The sequence below is a fragment of the Sphingobium fluviale genome, from assembly GCF_004122115.1.
GTDB classification, from domain to species: domain Bacteria; phylum Pseudomonadota; class Alphaproteobacteria; order Sphingomonadales; family Sphingomonadaceae; genus Sphingobium; species Sphingobium fluviale.
In genome coordinates this window covers 40,634-59,201 of sequence record NZ_SBKP01000015.1, presented here as the reverse complement: position 1 = coordinate 59,201, position 18,568 = coordinate 40,634, and the positions used below count along the sequence as shown (strand labels likewise).

14 protein-coding genes are annotated in these 18,568 nt (G+C 60.9%); 2 read left to right on the top strand and 12 right to left on the bottom strand.

Translation table 11 applies throughout. The annotated features are described in order from the left end of the window. Positions 1-178 precede the first annotated feature (178 nt). From EQG66_RS13110 to EQG66_RS13060, 11 genes are all read right to left on the bottom strand, one after another. A complete protein-coding gene (locus EQG66_RS13110) occupies positions 179-778 on the bottom strand; it encodes a retropepsin-like aspartic protease family protein (protein ID WP_129405044.1) in 600 nt (199 codons plus the stop codon). Positions 779-819: 41 nt separating this feature from the next. After that, positions 820-1,608, bottom strand: a complete 789-nt coding sequence (locus EQG66_RS13105) for an MBL fold metallo-hydrolase (protein ID WP_129405043.1) — start codon at positions 1,606-1,608, stop codon at positions 820-822. Next, positions 1,608-2,384 carry a TatD family hydrolase gene (locus EQG66_RS13100; protein ID WP_129405042.1) on the bottom strand — a complete coding sequence of 259 codons (777 nt, stop codon included), beginning with the start codon at positions 2,382-2,384 and terminating at the stop codon, positions 1,608-1,610. Before EQG66_RS13100 ends, EQG66_RS13105 begins: the two co-directional genes overlap by 1 nt. Then, positions 2,381-3,970: a methionine--tRNA ligase gene (gene metG / locus EQG66_RS13095; protein ID WP_129405052.1), complete on the bottom strand. Its 1,590-nt coding sequence runs from the start codon at positions 3,968-3,970 to the stop codon at positions 2,381-2,383. Before metG ends, EQG66_RS13100 begins: the two co-directional genes overlap by 4 nt. Before the next feature lie 44 nt (positions 3,971-4,014). Then, positions 4,015-4,989, bottom strand: coding sequence for an AAA family ATPase (locus tag EQG66_RS13090; protein WP_129405041.1), 975 nt, complete (start codon positions 4,987-4,989; stop codon positions 4,015-4,017). Further along, positions 4,986-5,627, bottom strand: coding sequence for a dTMP kinase (gene tmk, locus EQG66_RS13085; protein ID WP_129405051.1), 642 nt, complete (start codon positions 5,625-5,627; stop codon positions 4,986-4,988). The genes EQG66_RS13090 and tmk overlap by 4 nt, the downstream gene beginning before the upstream one ends. Next, positions 5,627-6,790 (bottom strand): D-alanyl-D-alanine carboxypeptidase family protein, encoded by a 1,164-nt coding sequence (locus EQG66_RS13080; RefSeq protein WP_129405040.1) that lies wholly within the window; start codon positions 6,788-6,790, stop codon positions 5,627-5,629. The genes tmk and EQG66_RS13080 overlap by 1 nt, the downstream gene beginning before the upstream one ends. A gap of 51 nt (positions 6,791-6,841) precedes the next feature. Next, positions 6,842-7,837 carry a septal ring lytic transglycosylase RlpA family protein gene (locus EQG66_RS13075; RefSeq protein WP_245988088.1) on the bottom strand — a complete coding sequence of 332 codons (996 nt, stop codon included), beginning with the start codon at positions 7,835-7,837 and terminating at the stop codon, positions 6,842-6,844. Then, entirely contained in the window at positions 7,821-8,906 is a 1,086-nt protein-coding gene (locus tag EQG66_RS13070; RefSeq protein WP_129405039.1) for a lytic murein transglycosylase, read from the bottom strand. Before EQG66_RS13070 ends, EQG66_RS13075 begins: the two co-directional genes overlap by 17 nt. Before the next feature lie 127 nt (positions 8,907-9,033). Then, positions 9,034-10,701, bottom strand: coding sequence for an MFS transporter (locus EQG66_RS13065; protein ID WP_129405038.1), 1,668 nt, complete (start codon positions 10,699-10,701; stop codon positions 9,034-9,036). A 30-nt stretch (positions 10,702-10,731) separates the two neighbouring features. Then, complete coding sequence (locus EQG66_RS13060) at positions 10,732-12,192, bottom strand: DcaP family trimeric outer membrane transporter (RefSeq protein ID WP_245988087.1); 1,461 nt, start codon at positions 12,190-12,192, stop codon at positions 10,732-10,734. 186 nt (positions 12,193-12,378) lie between these two features. On the opposite strand from EQG66_RS13060, the gene acs reads away from it, so the two are divergent. Together acs and EQG66_RS13050 are read left to right on the top strand one after the other, a co-directional pair. Continuing rightward, complete coding sequence (gene acs / locus EQG66_RS13055) at positions 12,379-14,316, top strand: acetate--CoA ligase (protein WP_129405037.1); 1,938 nt, start codon at positions 12,379-12,381, stop codon at positions 14,314-14,316. Between the two features lie 9 nt (positions 14,317-14,325). Beyond that, positions 14,326-14,952: a response regulator transcription factor gene (locus tag EQG66_RS13050; RefSeq protein ID WP_129405036.1), complete on the top strand. Its 627-nt coding sequence runs from the start codon at positions 14,326-14,328 to the stop codon at positions 14,950-14,952. A 115-nt stretch (positions 14,953-15,067) separates the two neighbouring features. Here EQG66_RS13050 and EQG66_RS13045 read toward each other — a convergent pair whose 3' ends face one another. Continuing rightward, a complete protein-coding gene (locus EQG66_RS13045; protein WP_129405035.1) occupies positions 15,068-18,409 on the bottom strand; it encodes a PAS domain-containing hybrid sensor histidine kinase/response regulator in 3,342 nt (1,113 codons plus the stop codon). Positions 18,410-18,568: the final 159 nt, after the last annotated feature.

The following is an 18,568-nucleotide window of genomic DNA, read 5'->3' as shown; positions in this document are numbered from 1 at the left end:
CTACGGCGTCTTGCACTTCCAACTCCCTTGATCGTCCAAATTATAAGCAAAACACAATGGACAGGCTTATCGTCGACAACCCATTGAAACTACAACATAAGACACGACTTGGTGTTGATATATGTTAAATCAAAGCCAGTGCGGAAGGGCTTTCCACATGGAAAAAGCCATGGAAACCTCACGGCTCCAGCACCATCTCGCCATTCTCGACCCGCCAGCTTTTCAGCCGCGACAGAAAATTCATCCCCAGCACATTGACCCCGTTGAACCGCTCCGATACCACAATCGGCAAATCCTCGGTGCGGATCGGCCCGATCGCGAGACCGTCTATCGACGCGCGCTTGGCCATCACCACGCCGTTCGCCGTCTGCATTGCCATGCCCGGCGCATAACTGTCGATCTCGAGTCCGGCCTTCATCGCCACATCGTCGGACAGCGCCGTCACGGTCGCGCCGCTGTCGATCAGAAAGCGCGCGCTCGTCCCGTTGATATTGCCCGTCACCCAGAAATGCCCGTCAGGCGCCTGGCGGATGAGCAGCCTGTCGCCCTGCGCACGCTGATGCGGCTCACCCATCACCTGACGCTTGACGTGCAGCGCGATGCTGGTGAACTCCTGCCCATAGCTGAACAACCCCAGCGCCGCGGCAAAAATCACCACCCAGCCCAGCGCCATTGCCAGCGTGCCGCGCAACGACACGCGCCGCGCGATAAGGGCCGACACTGGCAGCAATGCCGCCAATAGCCACCAGATCATGTTTGCGCCCTGATCTGCGCCCATATATCTGCCCCAGTCTCATGCCTGACAATGCGCGCTGCGCGTCAGGCCATTTCAGAAAGCCCGTCATAAGCCGGGCGGACATGCGGCGGCAAGAGCGCGCACAGCCTCTCATAGTCCATGCTGTTGTCCATATGTGTCAGATAGGCACGCTTGGGCGCGATACAAGCGATCGCGTCGAGCGTCAGCGCGAGATGCGGATGCGTTGGGTGGGGCTTTTCGCGCAGGGCGTCGACCACCCAGACATCAACGTCTGAAAACAATGCAATCATCGGTTCTGTCACCGCATGAAAATCGGTCGCGTAGCCGACAGACTGGCCCTCATGCTCAAATCTGAAGCCGGTGGACCAGATCGCGCCGTGCGGCATGTCGACGCAGCGGATAGCTATATCCCCGATCATGATTTCATCGGGCAAGTTCCTCCCGTTGACAATCGCGCGATAGCCTTCCCGCCCTTCAAACGCGTATCCAAAGCGCTGTTGCAGCAGCTTTAGCGCCGGCGCGCGGGCATAGCCATCGATTGGCTCGGCATGGCGGCCACCGCGCCCGCGGTGGTAATAGATCTGCCGCAAATCATCGATACCGTGGCAATGATCCGCATGGTCATGCGTCCAGAGTACCGCGTCCAGCGCGATGACCTCGGCCCTGAGCAGCTGTTCGCGCATATCTGGCGAGGTATCGACGAGAAGCGTGGTGGTCTCGCTCTGGACCAGCAACGAGACGCGCGTTCGGCGGTTCTTGGGGTTGGTGGGATCGCAGCTACCCCAGTCATTGCCGATGCGCGGCACCCCTGCCGATGTGCCACAGCCCAGCACGGTGAAACGCAGCGGCATCAGGCAGGGCGCGCTTTGGTAAACAAGGCGTAAAAATTGGTGGTCGAATGTGCAACAAGGTCATCCAGCGATATCCCACGCAGATCGGCCAGAAAACGCACCGTATCCGCCACATAGGCCGGCTCGCAGGTCTTGCCCCGATGCGGCACCGGCGCGAGGAAGGGCGCATCGGTCTCGATCAGCAGGCGCTCAGCAGGCAGACGCTGCGCCACAGCTTGCAGATCTTTAGCGTTCTTGAATGTCACGATGCCGGAGATGCTGATATAGCAGCCAAGCTCCAGCGCGGCATCGGCGAACGCCCCGCTGGCGGTGAAGCAGTGGATGAGGGCGGGATAGCTCCCCTTCCCCATTTCCTCGCGCAAAATGCTGAGCGTATCCTCCTCCGCGTCGCGCGTGTGGACGATAAGCGGCAGGCCGGTCTCGCGGCTGGCGGCAATATGCGCGCGAAAGCTGGTTTGTTGCTGGGCGCGGTCGCTATGGTCGTAGTAATAATCGAGGCCGGTTTCGCCGATGCCGATGACCTTCGGGTGCGTGGCGGCGGCGATAAGCTTGCGGGCGTCAATGTCCGGATGCGCATCCGCCTCATGCGGGTGGATGCCGACGCTCGCCCAGATGTCTTCATGCGCCTCGGCGGTGGCGATAATGTCTGCCCACTCGCGCTCGCGCGTGGAGATGTTGAGCATACCCCTCACCCCCGCATCGCGCGCACGGGCGATGACGGCGGCCTGATCCTCGACCAGTCCCTTGTAGTTGAGGTGGCAATGGCTATCGATCATGCAGGAGGAGTGCTCGCGTCTGCGGGAAGTTCGAGGCGGGGGAATAGAGGCTTGGGTGGAGCGAGTGTGAAACCGCTTTCAACCAGACGCCTATACCAGCCACGCTCAAGTTCGCTATAAGTCCGATCCTTATCAGCCACACCTAGTTGATCGAGCAGAGCGTCAGCACCGGTCGGGATGATAGGACGAATGGCTATAGCGAGCTGTCCGATGGCAACATAAAGCGTGGCCAAAACCGCCTCCATCCTCGCGGGGTCAGTCTTACGCAAAGTCCATGGAGCCTGCGTATCGATATAAGCATTGCAAGCAAACACTGCCCGCATCCACGCCTCTACCGCCACTGACGGAGCTAACTGCTCAAGTGCACGAGGAACTTCGACGGAGCACGCGTATTGAATTTGAGCCAGCAATTCTCCGTCCGGGTCTTCTTCTCCGACTGTAGTTCGATCCCAAGGCAGACGCCCATCCAAATTCTTCGCAATAAAGCTTAGCGTCCGCTGCGCCAGATTGCCGAAGCTGTTGGCAAGATCGCTGTTCGCGCGCTGGACAATCGCCTCCGCGCTATAGCTTCCGTCATTGCCGAAGCTCACCTCGGCCAGCAGGAAATAGCGTAGCTGATCCACGCCAAACTTCTCGGCGAGCTCCAGCGGATCCGCGACATTGCCGAGTGATTTCGACATTTTCTCGCCGCGGTTGAGCAGAAAGCCATGGCCGAACACTTTCTTGGGCAGCGGCAGCTTCGCGCTCATCAGGAAGGCTGGCCAATACACCGCATGAAACCGCACGATATCCTTGCCGATGATGTGGGTAATGTCCCCGCCATCCGCCCAATAGCGCGCCATGCGCTCCGCATCATCCGGATAGCCGCATCCGGTCAGATAATTGGTGAGCGCATCGACCCACACATACATCACATGCCCTTCCGACCCCGGAACCTTCACGCCCCAGTCGAAGCTGGTGCGCGAGACGCTAAGGTCCGACAGCCCCCCCTCGACAAAGCGCATCACCTCGTTGCGCCTGCTTTCGGGCTGGATGAATTCAGGATGATCGCGATAGAGCGCCAGCAGCGGCTCCTGATATTTCGACAGCCGGAAAAACCAGCTTTCCTCCACCGTCCACTCAACCGGCGTACCCTGTGGCGAGAGCTTTACGCCCCCCTCCCCGTCGCTGAGTTCCTTCTCGTCGTAAAAGGCCTCATCGCGGACGGAATACCAGCCTTCGTAGCGATCCAAATACAGGTCGCCATTGGCCTCCATCGCCCGCCAGAGCGCCTGGCTCGCACGGTGGTGATCCGGCTCGCTCGTGCGAATGAAACGATCGTACGAAACATTAAGTTTGTCGCACATTTGCTTGAAATAAGCAGACATTTCATCTGCCAACTCTTGTGGCGTTACCCCTTTGCCCCGCGCCGTCTGCGCCATCTTCAAGCCGTGCTCATCCGTACCGGTCTGGAAGAACACGTCTCGGCCCATCATGCGCTGAAATCGAGCGAACGCGTCGGTCGCAATCGCTTCATAGGCATGGCCGATATGGGGGCGGCCATTGGGGTAGGATATCGCGGTGGTGATCGTGTAGGGCTTGGTCATGCGCGCACCTGTAACCGCGCGCATGCGTCAGGCCAAGGGGAGATTCAGGCGAAAAGGCTCGCTTCCGGTTCCTCCTCCGCCAGTGCCGCGACTTGTGCGCAGAGCGCGAACACCGTGGCGGCGGGATCGAGCGAGAGCGGGATTGCTTGCCCAGCCAGATCGCGCGCCTGTTCCCACCGGTGTATCGCCTCCTCAAGCGCGCTTCCCATGCGGTTTTTCGCCTGCTCAGCAAGGAAAGCCGGAACCAGTTCCAGAAATGCTTCCAGCCGTGGACACGCCGCCTTGGGCGCCAGCATTTTGGCGAGCGCGAGCCGCTCTGCGTGGAGCCGGTCGCCATCCCGCACAATCCGCTCCAGCGCGCCGATCATGTCGCTGACGCCGAGGCCCGATAGCGCGAGCGCCCGCCCCGGTGATCCGTTGCCGATTGTCACCAGCTCCATCACGGCAGAGTCGCTCATCGTGGCATCGGCGGTGCGCAGCGCGGCGGCCATGTCTGTGCTGCCCAGTGGCGTCAGTCTCAGCAACCGGCAGCGCGAGCGGATCGTCGGCAGCAAGCGTGACGGGGCATGGCTGATGAGCAGGAACACGACGTCCCGCGGTGGCTCTTCAAGGCTCTTGAGCAGCGCGTTGGCGGCTCCGCGCTCCATATCGTCTGCGGCGTCGATCAGGATCACGCGGCGCTGAGACACTGAGGGTGCTGTGGACAGCAGGCGGGAAAGGCCGCGCACCTGATCCACCGAGATATTCCTCGCGAGATCGCCGCCCTCCTTTTCGAGGCGAGCAAGCTCGGCAAAATCCGGGTGCGTTCCTGCTGAAAACAGGTGGGCGGCCGGGTGGTTATCCGACACCCTGCCGACCATCTCTTCCCCAGCGAGCAGAATCAGCGCCAGTTCGCGCGCAAGGCTGGCCTTGCCGATGCCCTGCGGGCCAGAGAGTATCCAGGCATGATGCAGCCGCCCGCCAAGCGCCGCTTCCAGTATCGCGCCGCGCGCCGCGCTGTGGCCATAGACCGGCGTCATGGCAGCAGGTCTTCGATTTCGGTCTGGATGCGCGCCGAAACGATTGCTGCGCCGTCCGTGGCGTCAATGATACGGATACGAGCTGGCTCCTGTGCGGCCTGCGCCATGAAGGCGGCGTTGACCGCCTCGTGAAACGCCCTGCCCCGCGCTCCGAACCGATCTGCCCGTCCCGCGTCGCGCTGCATAGCGCGCTCTGCCGCCACATCGAGCGGGAGAGTGAGCAGCAATGTGCGATCAGGCATCAGGCCACCCGAACCAATCCTGTGCGCCGCCATGATGTCATCATCCGCCAGCCCGCTCGCGCCTGCCTGATAGGCGCGATTGCTATCAATGAACCTGTCGCACAGCACCCATGCCCCGCGATCCAGAGCCGGGCGGATCACCCGCGCGACATGGTCGGCCCGCGCGGCGGCGAACAACAGCGCCTCGGCCTGCGGGTTCCACCTATCCGCCGCTCCGCCCAGCAGCAGAGCGCGGATCGCCTCGGCCCCCTCGGTGCCGCCGGGCTCGCGCGTCTCGACCACATCGAGGCCGCGCGCGCGCAATGCCTCCCCTAGCAGGCGGATCTGTGTCGATTTGCCGACCCCCTCCCCGCCTTCCAGCGTTATGAATTTGCCGCGAGGGGGGGGCGCGCCGATCACCCGAGGAAGTTCTTCAAACCGTTCCAGAAGCGGCCAAAAAAGCCAGCCTCGCTCACCGCCTCGCCTGCAACGAGAGGCATCACCTGCTCGCCCGCATCACGCGTGGAGACGACCAAACGGGCTATCTCCTGCCCCTTGGCGATGGGCGCCTTGATGGGGCCGTCATAAACAACGCGAACGGACACCGCGCCTGAAGACGCCGCAGGCAGCGTTACCGCCAGATCGCGCGGGGCGACCAGAGGTACGGTTCCCGCCCAGCCCAACTGCACTTCGGCCTGCTCCACCGTCGCGCCTTTGCGGAACAGCGGCATCGCGCGCCATGCCTTGAAGCCCCAGTCCATAAAACGCACGGACTCCTCGATGCGCCCGTTGAAGCTATCCAGCCCGGCCACCACCATAACAAGGCGCCGCCCATTCTGGATCGCGGAGCCGGCAAAGCCATAGCCCGCCTCCTCGGTATGTCCGGTCTTCAAGCCATCGGCACCCGCAATGCGCCCCAATATCGGGTTGCGATTGTCCTGCCGTATGGCGGAGCCGCCCATAGTCTGCCCCCAGGTGAACGAACGCACCGAGTAAAACCGCTTGTAGAGGTCTGGCGTTTCCTCAATTGTCGAGCGAGAGAGGGTAACGAGATCACGCGCGGTGACATAGGTGCGGCCTTCGTCTGGCCAGCCGTTGCTGGTGCCGAAATGGCTGTCCTTCATCCCAAGCCGCGCGGCTTCGGCGTTCATCAGATCGGTGAACGCTTCCTCTGTGCCCGCGATACCTTCGGCCAGCACCACGCAGGCGTCATTGCCTGACAAGGTAACGATGCCGTGAAGCAGGTCATCGACAGAAACCTGCTCGTTGGGCGAAAGGAACATCGTCGACCCCGCCTTTGGCCCGTGCCACTTTTCCCATGTCTCAGGTTTCACGACGAACTTCTGGTTGAGCTTGAGCTTGCCCTGCTGGATCAGGCGGAAGGCGACATGCGCCGTCATCATCTTCGCCATCGAGGCGGGCGGCATCCGGGTGCTGCCGCCCTTGTCATACAGCACCGCGCCAGAAGACATATCCTGCATATAGGCGATCTTGGCGGCGCTGTCATAGCGCGGTGCGCCGGCGGCGAGCGGTGTGGCGGTCAGGGAAATGGCAAGGGTGGCGGCGAATAGGGTGCGCATCAAACTCTCGAAACGATGAGACCGAATCCCCGCGATGGGGATGGTTCTGCCTCAGTCGTTTACCACGATCCGCGCGCCTGGGAAGCCCGATGCTGACGCCTTTTCGATACTGTTGCGGGCCGCAGCGGTATTGGCATATGGGCCTGTGCGCACCCGCCAGAGTTTGCCAGCCGGAGAGACGACACCGCCAAGGCGCTTTGCTGCGTCTTCTGCGCGCTGCTTGGTGGAATAGGCGCCGATCTGCACCAATATGGGTCGTGCGGAAGCCTGGGGCGAAGCTTTGACAGCAGATGAGAGTGGCTTCTCAACCTTGATCGGCGCTGGAGATGGCGTATTGACGGCGGGGATTGGCCTTACTGGCGGTTTGACAGAGGGCGTTGGCGTGGCCGCTATCGGTTCAGGGGTTGGGGCTGCAGCCGGAGTTGACACAGGAGCAGCAACTGCCGGCAACCGCTTTCTCAGCTCGGCCAGCACAGTTTCAGGCGTGTCCATTCGAGCGGGTACGCGCATGCCACTGCGCAGTTGGCCCTTCTCAGGCTCCGAGGGGTTTACACGACGCACCCGCACCCCAGCCATGCCGGCTCCAGAAACTCCCAGTTGCTCTGCCGCTCCGCGTGAGAGGTCTATCACCCGGTTGCCGGCAAACGGCCCACGATCGTTGACGCGCACGAGGATTGTCCGCCCGGTATCGAGCGCCGTTACCTCGACATAACTCGGCAACGGCAGCGTGCGATGCGCCGCGGCAATTGCCAGTGGACGGAAGGGCTCGCCATTCGCGGTGGTGTTACCGGAACGCTCCTCGCCATACCAGCTTGCATAGCCGGTCTCGTCATAAGCGGGATCGTCCAGTGGCGTGTAAGTTACACCATTCACCCGATACGGATCGCCGATCTTGACCGGCGTATCACTCACGACGTCCGACAGAGCCGCCGAAACCGGGGCGCTCAAGCGCGGCTGGCTGTCTGATCTACCATCCACCATCCCGCAACCGGTAAGCGCCAGAGCCGCCGCATACCCCAGCCAATTCTGTCTATCTACCCACTGCATCCGCCAACAACCCAACTGACAAGGCATAAAAGTTGGAGCAGTTATAATCCAGAATTGCTTGATAATTGCTTGTCAGCAGATAGCCGGTCTTGCCAGGCCCGTCTGGCTCAAGCAGCACCGTGAGCGTATCGTCTGAGAGCGCGGTCGCAGAAGCGGGCGAAACACCCAATCTTTTCCACTCGCCCACTGTCATCCAGCGGCTGAACCGCTCGAACACACGCGGGCAACGGGTGGGCGTCGTGCGGTTGGCTATGGATGCGCGGTCTAGCGTTGCGGGAACGCTCACCGCCATGCCCCAGGCCTGCCCCTTGCGCCATCCCGCGTCGACGAAATAGCGGGCGATAGAGGCAAGCGCATCCGGCTCACTCGACCAGATGTCCGCCTTGCCGTCGCCATCGCCATCGGCGGCGACGCGCAGGTAAACGGACGGAAGAAATTGGGGATAGCCAGTCGCGCCTGCCCAACTGCCCACCAGCTTGCTGCGCGGGACACCACTGTCTATCATCTTGACCGCTGCCAGAAATTCCGGCTCGAACAGATCACGCCTGCGCCCCTCATAAGCAAGCGTGGCAAGCGAGCGCAGAAGGTCAAAATCGCCGGTGAAGGTCCCGTAACTCGTCTCATGTCCGTATATCGCGACCATGATTGCCTCCGGCACGCCGGTTTCCCGTTCGATCCGCTCCAGCATCCCGCGATTCGACAGCCATTCTGTGCGTCCGCGTGCAATCAGCGATGGTGTAACATGCTTGAGCCGGTAGGGCTCGAACGGTGGGATCGGGCTGTCGAACGAGCCGCCCGGCTGTGCCTGATCGAGCTGGATGACGCGCGGATTGAAGCTGAGTGTGGGAGCGAGGGCATCGAGCGTTTCTGTGCGGATGCCCATGATCTGGGCCTTCCCACGCAGGCTCGCCAAATAAGTCTGGAATCCGGACTCGCCGACCTGAGCCCCGATCTCAACCGCTGTGCCCACTGAGGTTTCCTGTGCTAGAGTCAGGGTCGGCAGGCTGACGCCGAAAGACACTATCGACAGTAAAGAGATCAGATAACGGGACGGGAATATCGGTTTCATGGGCGGTATGATGGCAGAATTGCCGCGCGCCGTTAACCCCGTTCATCCCTGAGGCTGTTCGTCGTATCGTAAAAAATGGAGGGCGGGCCTTTCGCCCCGCCCTCCACCCTCTCCTGTGGGGAGGAGATTATTGATCGATGTCGCGACGGAAGGTCTCCGGCAGGAACATCAGGCCGACCACCACCGTCAGCGCTGCTACCACGACCGGATACCAAAGGCCGTAATAGATATCCCCTGTCGCCGCGACCATCGCGAAGGCCGTGGTAGGCAGGAACCCGCCGAACCAGCCATTGCCGATGTGATAGGGCAGCGACATCGAGGTGTAACGTATATTGCTGGGAAAAAGCTCGACCAGCATCGCCGCGATGGGGCCGTAAACCGCCGTCACCAGCAGTACGAGGACGAACAGGATCGCGATCACCGCAGGCTTGTTGATCTGGTCCGGGTCCGCCTTGGCGGGATAGCCCGCATCGGCAAGACCGGCCTTCAGTTCGTCCTGGAATTTGGTGATGGCGGCCTTCTTGTCGTCCTTCGACAAGCCGACCGGGTTGGGCGCGGTAAACACCGCGTTGCCGACCTTGACCTGCGCACCACTGCCTGCTGCGGCTTCGCTGTTCGAATAGCTGATACCGGTCTTCGCCATGAAGGATTTGGCGATGTCGCAGCTATTGGTATCGAACTTGTTCTTGCCGACAGGATCGAACTGGAACGAACACTCATCCTGATGGGCGACGATGGAGACCGGAGCCACCGCCTGAGCCTCAGCCAGCTGCGGGTTTGCCGCAGTCGTCAGCGCTGCGAACAGCGGGAAATAGGCCAATGCCGCGATTGCGCATCCGGTTAGGATGATCGGCTTGCGACCGATCTTGTCGCTCAGCCAGCCGAAGAACACGAAGAACGGTGTGCCCATAGCCAGCGAGATGGCGATGAGGATGTTTGCGGTCGCACCATCCACCTTCATCATCTTTTCGAGGAAGAACAGTGCATAGAACTGGCCGGTGTACCAGACGACCGCCTGCCCTGCGACTGCACCCAACAGCGCGATGATCACCCAGCGCAGGTTGCCCCACTTCGCAAACGCCTCGGTCAGCGGCGCCTTGGAGGTAGTGCCCTCATCCTTCATTTTCTGGAAGACCGGGCTTTCATTGAGCTGCATGCGGATCCACATCGAGACAGCCAGCAGCACGATCGAGATCAGGAACGGCACGCGCCAGCCCCATTCTGCAAACGCTTCCTCGCCCATAAATGTGCGCAGGCCGATCACCACGAGCAGCGCGGCAAACAGGCCGAAGGTTGCCGTTGTCTGGATCCAGCTGGTGTAGAGGCCACGCTTGTTGTTAGGCGCGTGCTCCGCCACATAGGTCGCCGCGCCGCCATATTCACCACCCAGCGCAAGCCCTTGTAGCAGGCGCATTGCGAGCAGGATGAGCGGCGCCGCCACGCCGATGCTGGCATAGCTGGGCAGCAAGCCGACCGCGAAGGTCGACAGGCCCATAATGCCCATCGTAACGAGAAAAGTATTCTTGCGACCGACGAGATCGCCGATCCGCCCAAACACCAGTGCGCCGAACGGCCTCACGGCAAAGCCAGCCGCAAACGCCGCCAGCGCGAAGATGAAACCTGTGGTTTCGTTCACGCCGGAGAAGAACTGCGCCGAGATGTAGGTGGCCAAAAGCCCGTAAAGGTAGAAATCATACCACTCAAATACCGTGCCAAGCGACGACGCGGCGATAACCAGCTTTTCGTTCTGGGTCGCCTTGTGGTGCTTCGGCAGTCCGTCATAGACCGTAGCCATGTGCCCTCTCCTTTCTTGTAAATCCCGTACCTAGAATGAGTATTTCGCCGCGAATTCCAGCCTGTCGAGCTGGCCTGTTGCGCCGCTGACCAGTTCTCTCACGCCGTGGCGATATTCCGCGCCGACATCGAAGCCCTTAGCGGGCGTCCAGAAAATGTTCCCCGCAAAGCTGTAAGCCGTCTCGTTGAAACCATTGAAATACCCCGCCGCAAATCCACCAGGGTAGGAGACATCCTGATAACTGGCCATCAGGTTTGTCCGCACGCTGGGAGTCAGACCAATGCGCAACGCCGCAAAGCCGGCAAACAGGCGTGGCGTTTCAAGCCGCCCTGCTGCGCTTATGATCGCGTCCGGTGAGAAATTGAGGCCGACATAGCGTCCAAGCCCCTCGCCATAGGTTGCCATGAAGCGCAGATCATGCTGCTTCTTGCCTCCGAACACCAGCTTGCCGGAGCCGCTGACGCCCCAACCGAAGGCTGTATCCTCCACCGCGCCACTATCGACCCGAAGCTGCCTTCCTAAGCCCGCAAGCGCGAACTCGCCAACCGGCGTGGTCACATTAAGCCGCGCGGCAATGTCGGGAAGCTTGTCCTGATCGTTCTCGGTTGCAACTATTGTCAGGGCCGGCGGTGTTCCAACCGGGGCCATAACTGCCGACTGCGTCTCGCCATTTTCCAGCGCCACATGCAGCGTTGCCTTGTTGCTCAGCTTCTTGGAATAACGCACCAGCGGTTGACGGACGAATACCGTACCTTCGGTGGTGCCAACGAAGTCCGTCGATTCGGGCAGAGTGGCGACGTTCTGGAACGTGCTCCAGTCCTGCCCAACTGTCAGACTGTCGAACTGAACATAGGCCCGGCGCAACGCGAGGTTGTAGCCGTTGGTCGTGCGCTCAGAGCCTTGCGTACCAGCTGATGTCTGGAAATCAGTCTCCAGATAGCCCTTCAGCACATGCCCGGCTACGTTGGAGTCCAGATTGAGCCAGAGGCGCGTGTGCTTGGCGGAATAGTCGTTGTTGGTGGTGGAGCGGGCGGGAACCGCTGTCCGCACAGGAATAGTGGACGGCAGATAGAAGTCACGCCCCAGTGAATTGGCTGCGACGCTGCCGTCGTCCCATTTGCTCATGGTCACGACTGTTTTCAGGAAACCGCCGATCTTGATACGCGTGGCGCCATTGCCGACGGAAAAGCCATCCTGCTTGGCTGCGGCGAGTGCGGGCTTGGCGGCCTCCAGGCTCTTCGCTGCCTCACTGGCCTTAGCCTGCGCATCAGCTGAGTTCGCCTGAGCCTGCGCCACGGCCGCGCGCAATTGCACATTCTCCGCCTGGCTGGACTGGAGCTGCCCGGTTAGCGACCCGAAGGCTTTCTCCAGCGCCTCGATGCGCGCCTCCAGCTCCTTTTCCTTTTTGGTGTCTGCATAGGCACTCGGTGCTGACAACGCGAACAGCGCCGCACCCGTCATCAGCCCTGCATAAAGACGCTTCACTGACATGACCCTCTCCCTCACGGTTTTGAATGTATCCAAACCTTTTTTCTGGGAATAATGTCGCGCAAAGTATCACCCGTGCATACTTAGACCTTGGTGGAAGCAAGGTTAGACTTTAGTCTGGGATGAAGGTCCGCATGCACGGCGGTAAAATGTGATGATAAGTATTGCGACTTGAAGGAGAGCATAGTCATGAGCAGCGTCCATCCCGTTCCGGCAGAGTGGGCCGCCAACGCCAAGATCAACGCAGAGCGCTATGAGTCGATGTATGCCGCGGCGGCGAACGACCCGGACGCGTTCTGGCGCAAGGAGGCGATGCGGCTGGACTGGATGACGCCCTTCACCAAGATAAAGAACACATCGTTCCACGAGGCGGACTTCGGCATCAAATGGTTCGAGGATGGCGCGCTCAATGTCGCGGCCAATTGCATCGACCGTCACCTAGCTGAGCGCGGCGATGCAGTCGCCATCCTCTGGGAAGGCGACTCACCGGGCGAGGATCGCCGCATCACCTACCGCGAGCTTCATGAGGAGGTTTGCCGCCTCGCCAATGCGCTGAAAGCCAATGGTGTGCGCAAGGGCGACCGGGTGACAATCTATCTGCCTATGATTCCTGAGGCAGCGTTCTCGATGCTCGCCTGCGCGCGTGTTGGCGCGATTCACTCTGTCGTATTCGGGGGTTTCTCCCCAGATAGTCTCTCTGGCCGTATTCAGGATTGCGACTCTACGCTGGTCATCACGGCGGACGAAGGGCTGCGCGGCGGCAAGAAAGTGCCGCTGAAAGCCAATGTCGACGAGGCTCTTGCCCAGTGCTCCAGTGTCTCGCGGGTGTTGGTCGTCCGCCGCACTGGTGGCGACATCCTGATGAAGGACGGGCGCGACGTCTGGTATCATGAGGCGGTAGCCAAAGCCTCTGCCGAATGCCCTGCAGAGGCGATGAGCGCGGAAGACCCTCTGTTCATACTCTACACCTCAGGCTCGACCGGCAAGCCAAAGGGCGTTCTCCACACCAGCGGCGGCTATCTCGTCTGGGCGTCGATGACGCATGAATATGTGTTCGACTATCGCCCCGGCGACATTTTCTGGTGCGCGGCGGATGTGGGCTGGGTCACTGGCCATACCTATGTCGTCTATGGCGCGCTCGCCAACGGCGCGACGACACTAATGTATGAAGGTGTACCCAATCACCCTGATTTCAGTCGTTTCTGGCAGATCGTCGACAAATATGAGGTCGATATCTTCTATGGCGCCCCCACAGCGATCCGCGCGTTGATGCGTGAGGGCGAGGAATGGGTGAAGAAGACAAGCCGCAAATCGCTCCGCCTGCTCGGCAGTGTGGGCGAGCCAATCAACCCCGAAGCGTGGGAATGGTATTATCGCGTGGTAGGCGATGAGCGCTGCCCGATTGTCGATACCTATTGGCAGACCGAGACCGGCGCCTGCATGATGACCCCCCTGCCCGGAGCGCATGCACTCAAACCGGGCGCCGCTTCCAAGCCGATGTTCGGCGTGAAGCCCGTGATCGTGGATGCCGAGGGCAAGGTGCTGGAAGGGCCGACCGACGGCAATCTGTGCATCACGGACAGCTGGCCCGGCCAGATGCGCACCGTCTGGGGCGATCATGAACGCTTCTTCCAGACCTATTTCACCACCTATCCCGGCAAATATTTCACCGGCGATGGTTGCCGCCGCGACGAAGACGGCTATTACTGGATCACCGGGCGCGTGGATGACGTCATCAACGTTTCTGGCCACCGCATGGGCACGGCGGAGGTCGAAAGCGCGCTCGTCGCCCACGCCAAAGTCGCGGAGGCCGCCGTGGTCGGCTATCCGCATGACATCAAGGGCCAAGGCATCTACGCCTATGTAACATTGAACGCCAATGAGACCGAGAGCGCCGAAGTGCGCGCCGAGCTGGTGAAATGGGTGCGGCAGGAAATAGGACCGATTGCCACGCCAGACGTGATCCACTTCGCGCCCGGCCTGCCCAAGACACGTTCCGGCAAGATCATGCGCCGCATCCTGCGCAAGATTGCGGAGGGAGACACATCCAACCTTGGCGACATCTCCACCCTTGCCGATCCCTCCGTGGTGGAGAGCTTAGTAACCTCACGCTCGGTTCCGGCATAGGCTTATGCCGTGACCGGCACGATCCTCATCGCGGATGATCACCCCCTGTTCCGCCAGGCACTTGCCATGGCGGCACAGGGGGCAAAACCAGATGCCCGGATCGCCGAAAGCGGCAATCTGTCATCGGCATTGAACGAGGCGATTGCCGCCGATGACCTGATCCTGATTTTACTGGATTTGAAAATGCCTGGCGCCGAGGGATATTCGGGTGTGGCGCTGCTCCATGCCGAGAAGCCCGGCGTGCCGATCCTCGTCGTTTCCAGCGCAGATGCGGCGCAAGCTGCGCGGGAAGCCGTGCGCTTCGGTGCAGTCGGATTTATCGGCAAGGACGCCGACCTTTCTGCTATTGAGGATGCGATCCGCGATGCGCTGGCGGGAAAACGCATGGATGCGCCAAAGGACGCCGCCGTCGATCCTGTCGCGGCGCAGATAGCCTCGCTCACGCCGACCCAGCTCAAGGTGCTGCTGGGCGTTATGGAGGGCAGGCTGAACAAGCAAATTGCTTATGACCTTGGCATCAGCGAGGCGACCGTAAAGGCGCACATGACAGCCATCCTGAAAAAGCTGGATGTGCATAACCGTACACAGGCAGTGCTCGCGGCCAAAGCACTCGGCCTCTCCATCGTGCATCACTAAAACATTTCCAGTCAAATGGCATCATCTGACGATTCAAAAACTGCAGTAAAATAAAGAATTCGCGCAGTCGATCTGCTTCGATCAGATCAAAAACTGCTCCAAGCCCTTAAGGCCGCTATAGTACAGAACCTGCCTCTGTCAGCCACGCATCGAGATCGGACGGAGCCAAGGGCTTGCGCAACACGCTGATGCCCGTGGCGCGGGCGCGTCGCGCATAATCCTGCTCCCGCGCCGCTGTAACCAGAGCATAACGCGCATCGGGCACCCGCTCTCGCAAGGAACGGATCAGGTCTATTCCGTCCATGCTGCTGTTGAGATTGAAATCCACAAACGCGGCATCGAACGGGCTGGTGATAGCAAGCGCTGCCTCCGGCGCCCCGGCCACAATCACCTCATGCCCCAGCGCCCGCATATAACCGCCCAACGCAGCGCGGTTTTCTGCGTCGTCATCCACAACCAGCGTCGTCATCATTCGACTGTTTTTTGCCTGCCGTGGCATGGCCTCGTTCATATCTTCAGGCTGAAGCAAGGACACCGGCAGCGATACACTAAACCGGCTGCCCTTCCCTTCAGAGCTGTTCAAAGACACCCGCGCGCCCAGGACACGCGCCGTGCGCTCTACGATCGCCAGCCCCAGCCCGACGCCGCCCTCGTTCGTATTTTCCAGCCGCTCAAACTCACGAAAGATGATGGTACGCTTGTGCTCAGGAATGCCTGGCCCAGTATCAATCACATCGATGCGCGCGCGGCGCGAGCGATGACGCACCCCGACGATGATGCCACCCCGCTCGGTATATCGGATCGCGTTGGAGAGAAAGTTTTGCATGATCGAACGTAGCAGGCCGGGATCACTTTCAACCATCGCATCGCCCGGCCCGATACGCAGCTCCAGCCCCTTTTCACGCGCCAACGGCATCATCGTCTCTGCCAGATCGACGAGCAACGGGCGCAGCCGAACAGGCTGAACATCCGGGCGCACGCCACCTGCATCCAGCTTCGAGATGTCCAGCAAAGCCCGCAGCAGTGACTCTGCAGACTGGATCGATCGGTCGAGGCGGCTGAGTATTTCCTGCTTGGCGTCAGACAAATCCCGCCCCAGCACCGCCGAAAACAGCCGCGCAGCGTGCAGCGGCTGCAACAGATCATGGCTGGCTGCGGCAAGGAAGCGGGTCTTTTCGGCATCGGCCTGCGCGAGTGCGTCGTTCGCCGCACGCAGTGCGCTGGTGCGCTCTTCGACGCGCGCCTCCAGATCGCTGCGCGCAGAATCAAGCGCGCGCAGCGCCTCGTCCTCGGCCGTCACATCGGTGTAGCACATCACATAGCCGCCGCTTGGCATAGGGCCGCCTACAGTCTTCAACACCCGGCCATCGGGCCGGATACGCTTGAAGCTGTGCTGGTTGCCGCGCCGCATATGGCCGAGGCGCTTTTCGACATGATCTTCAACCTCGCCCGGCCCACATTCGCCGCGCACGGCGTTATAGCGGATCATGTCCGCGATCGGGGCGCCAACTCGCACCATGCCCGGCGGATAATCGAACAATTCCAGATAGCGCCGGTTCCATGCAACGAGGTTGAGATCCCGGTCCACCACGCTAACGCCGGGGTCTATATTTTCCAGCGTCGCCGCCAGTAGCCCTTTCGAGAAGCGCAGCGACTGCCCGGTATCGTCGAGGATGCGCTCCACCTCTCTGTGCGTGAGGTTCGATCCATGCAGGGCGGAACTGATGAACGCACGGGCAGAAGGCATGCCGACCACGCTGGCAATCATGCGCTCTGCCTGCCGACGATCGGTGCGATCAAGCGGTTTGCTTTCCTCTCGCCCCTGGAAGGCCTCATCTACCGCCTCCGGGCCGACAAAGCGCGACACAAGGCGCTTCAGGTCTCCCACGCTCAAGACAGTCCCGGCCGAGGCGTTTGGCTTGTGGAGGAAGCCCGGCAGTGCGGTGGGCTGAATCCGCCTCATTCTCATCAGCAGAAATGCAGCCATGTTGCCGCCAAGGCTCCAAAGCGCCCCATGCCCCACCGGGCTAAGCCCGCTCGTTCCCAACAGCCCGGTAGGATTGAACGGCGTTTGGGCCAGATACGCGAGTACTGCCTCGTCAGCCAGTTCTGGCAACGCCAGCGTATAGAGCCATAGCGTCAGCCCCACGCCTAACCCGGCCTTCGCCGCCTGTGCATCGCGGTTGCCACTGAGAACCGCCATCACCAGCACAGGCGCAAACTGCGCCATCGCAGTAAAAGCGACAAGGCCGATGGACGCCAGGCGCTCATTTTCTCTGATGCCAAGCGCCCACCCTACTGCGCCCGCCATAATGAGCGCGATCAGCGCCCGACGAACATGGAGCAGGGCGCGCCCCAGCTCCCCCTCTCCGCCCAGTTTGCGGCTACGCAAGAGAAATGGCGCCACCAGATCGTTCGACACCATGGTCGATAGCGCTATCGTCTCGACCAGCACCATCGCCGTCGCCGCCGAAAAGCCACCGAGGAACACCAGCAGCGCGATAATCCTGCTGCCCTGAGACAAGGGTAGCTGAAGCACATAAAGGTCTGGTCGCACACTATCAGGCAGCATCGTCAGGCCCGCTGCCGAAATCGGCAGCACGACGAGCAACGTCACAAGCATATAGCCGATAAACGGCCAGCGCGCGCGCTCCAGATCCATGCTCGATTGCGCCTCTATCACCGTGACATAGAACTGGCGCGGCAAACAGATGATCGCCGCCATTGAGAGGGCGGTGAGGATGAAGAAATCCGCCCCGATCAGCGAGGGAGCGAAATTCGCGGATAGCCGCCCCAGCCCATCTTCTATCACCGGAAGAGGTGCGTCCAGCAGCATGATGAGCGCTGCAAAACCCGCGACGATCAGCCCACTGAGCTTCATCAACGATTCAAATCCCACTGCAAACAGGATTGAGTCATTGCGGCTGGCGGCTTCATAGCGGCGTGTGCCGTATATCATCGCAAACAGAGCAAGGCCGGCTGCGGCAATCGCTATCGCGATCGCATTGACCGATGACCCGGATACGAGGGCATAGCTTGTGCCGAGCGACCTTAGCTGAAGCGCGAGATAAGGGATGCTGCCCAACAGCGCAAGAACCGTTACCAGCGCTGCAACGCCACGGCTATTGCCGAAACGCCCGCCGATAAATTCGGATATCGTGCTCGCCCCGTCCGCCTTCACAGCATCGATCAGGCGGCGCAAAAACCGGTGACCGAACAGGAAGAGAAGCATCGGCCCCAGATAGATCGGAAGATAGGACCATCCATCGGTCACCGCGCTGCCCACGGCGCCATAATAGGTCCAGCTCGTGCAATAAACCGCCAGCGCGAGGGCATAGGCCGGAGGGCGCAAGCGCCTCTTTAGCCGGGCATTATCCGTCCCTTCGGCCCAGGATGCGAAGGCGAACAGAAGCAATGCGTAAACCAGCGCGACCGCCAGTGGCAGCACAGCCTCCATGCACCCTCTTTTTCTGTTATCGCCTGTTAACAGTGCGAGGCTAGCACGAACATAGCGACGCGCAAAGGGCGCTTGATAGCGAAACCGAGCGCAGGAACGCGGCACAGCCACCCCGGTTACATGATCCCGCAAAAATGCCGAGAAATCTGCTTGGGTTTT

Excerpts from the sequence above, each read along its gene's own strand:
- EQG66_RS13075 (WP_245988088.1), bottom strand. The coding sequence starts at position 7,837 with ATGCAGTGGGTAGATAGACAGAATTGGCTGGGGTATGCGGCGGCTCTG.
- EQG66_RS13090 (WP_129405041.1), bottom strand. The coding sequence starts at position 4,989 with ATGACGCCGGTCTATGGCCACAGCGCGGCGCGCGGCGCGATACTGGAA.
- EQG66_RS13110 (WP_129405044.1), bottom strand. The coding sequence starts at position 778 with ATGGGCGCAGATCAGGGCGCAAACATGATCTGGTGGCTATTGGCGGCA.
- EQG66_RS13105 (WP_129405043.1), bottom strand. The coding sequence starts at position 1,608 with ATGCCGCTGCGTTTCACCGTGCTGGGCTGTGGCACATCGGCAGGGGTG.
- EQG66_RS13045 (WP_129405035.1), bottom strand. The coding sequence starts at position 18,409 with ATGGAGGCTGTGCTGCCACTGGCGGTCGCGCTGGTTTACGCATTGCTT.
- metG (WP_129405052.1), bottom strand. The coding sequence starts at position 3,970 with ATGACCAAGCCCTACACGATCACCACCGCGATATCCTACCCCAATGGC.
- EQG66_RS13070 (WP_129405039.1), bottom strand. The coding sequence starts at position 8,906 with ATGAAACCGATATTCCCGTCCCGTTATCTGATCTCTTTACTGTCGATA.
- EQG66_RS13060 (WP_245988087.1), bottom strand. The coding sequence starts at position 12,192 with ATGTCAGTGAAGCGTCTTTATGCAGGGCTGATGACGGGTGCGGCGCTG.
- acs (WP_129405037.1), top strand. The coding sequence starts at position 12,379 with ATGAGCAGCGTCCATCCCGTTCCGGCAGAGTGGGCCGCCAACGCCAAG.
- EQG66_RS13065 (WP_129405038.1), bottom strand. The coding sequence starts at position 10,701 with ATGGCTACGGTCTATGACGGACTGCCGAAGCACCACAAGGCGACCCAG.
- EQG66_RS13100 (WP_129405042.1), bottom strand. The coding sequence starts at position 2,384 with ATGATCGATAGCCATTGCCACCTCAACTACAAGGGACTGGTCGAGGAT.
- EQG66_RS13080 (WP_129405040.1), bottom strand. The coding sequence starts at position 6,790 with ATGCGCACCCTATTCGCCGCCACCCTTGCCATTTCCCTGACCGCCACA.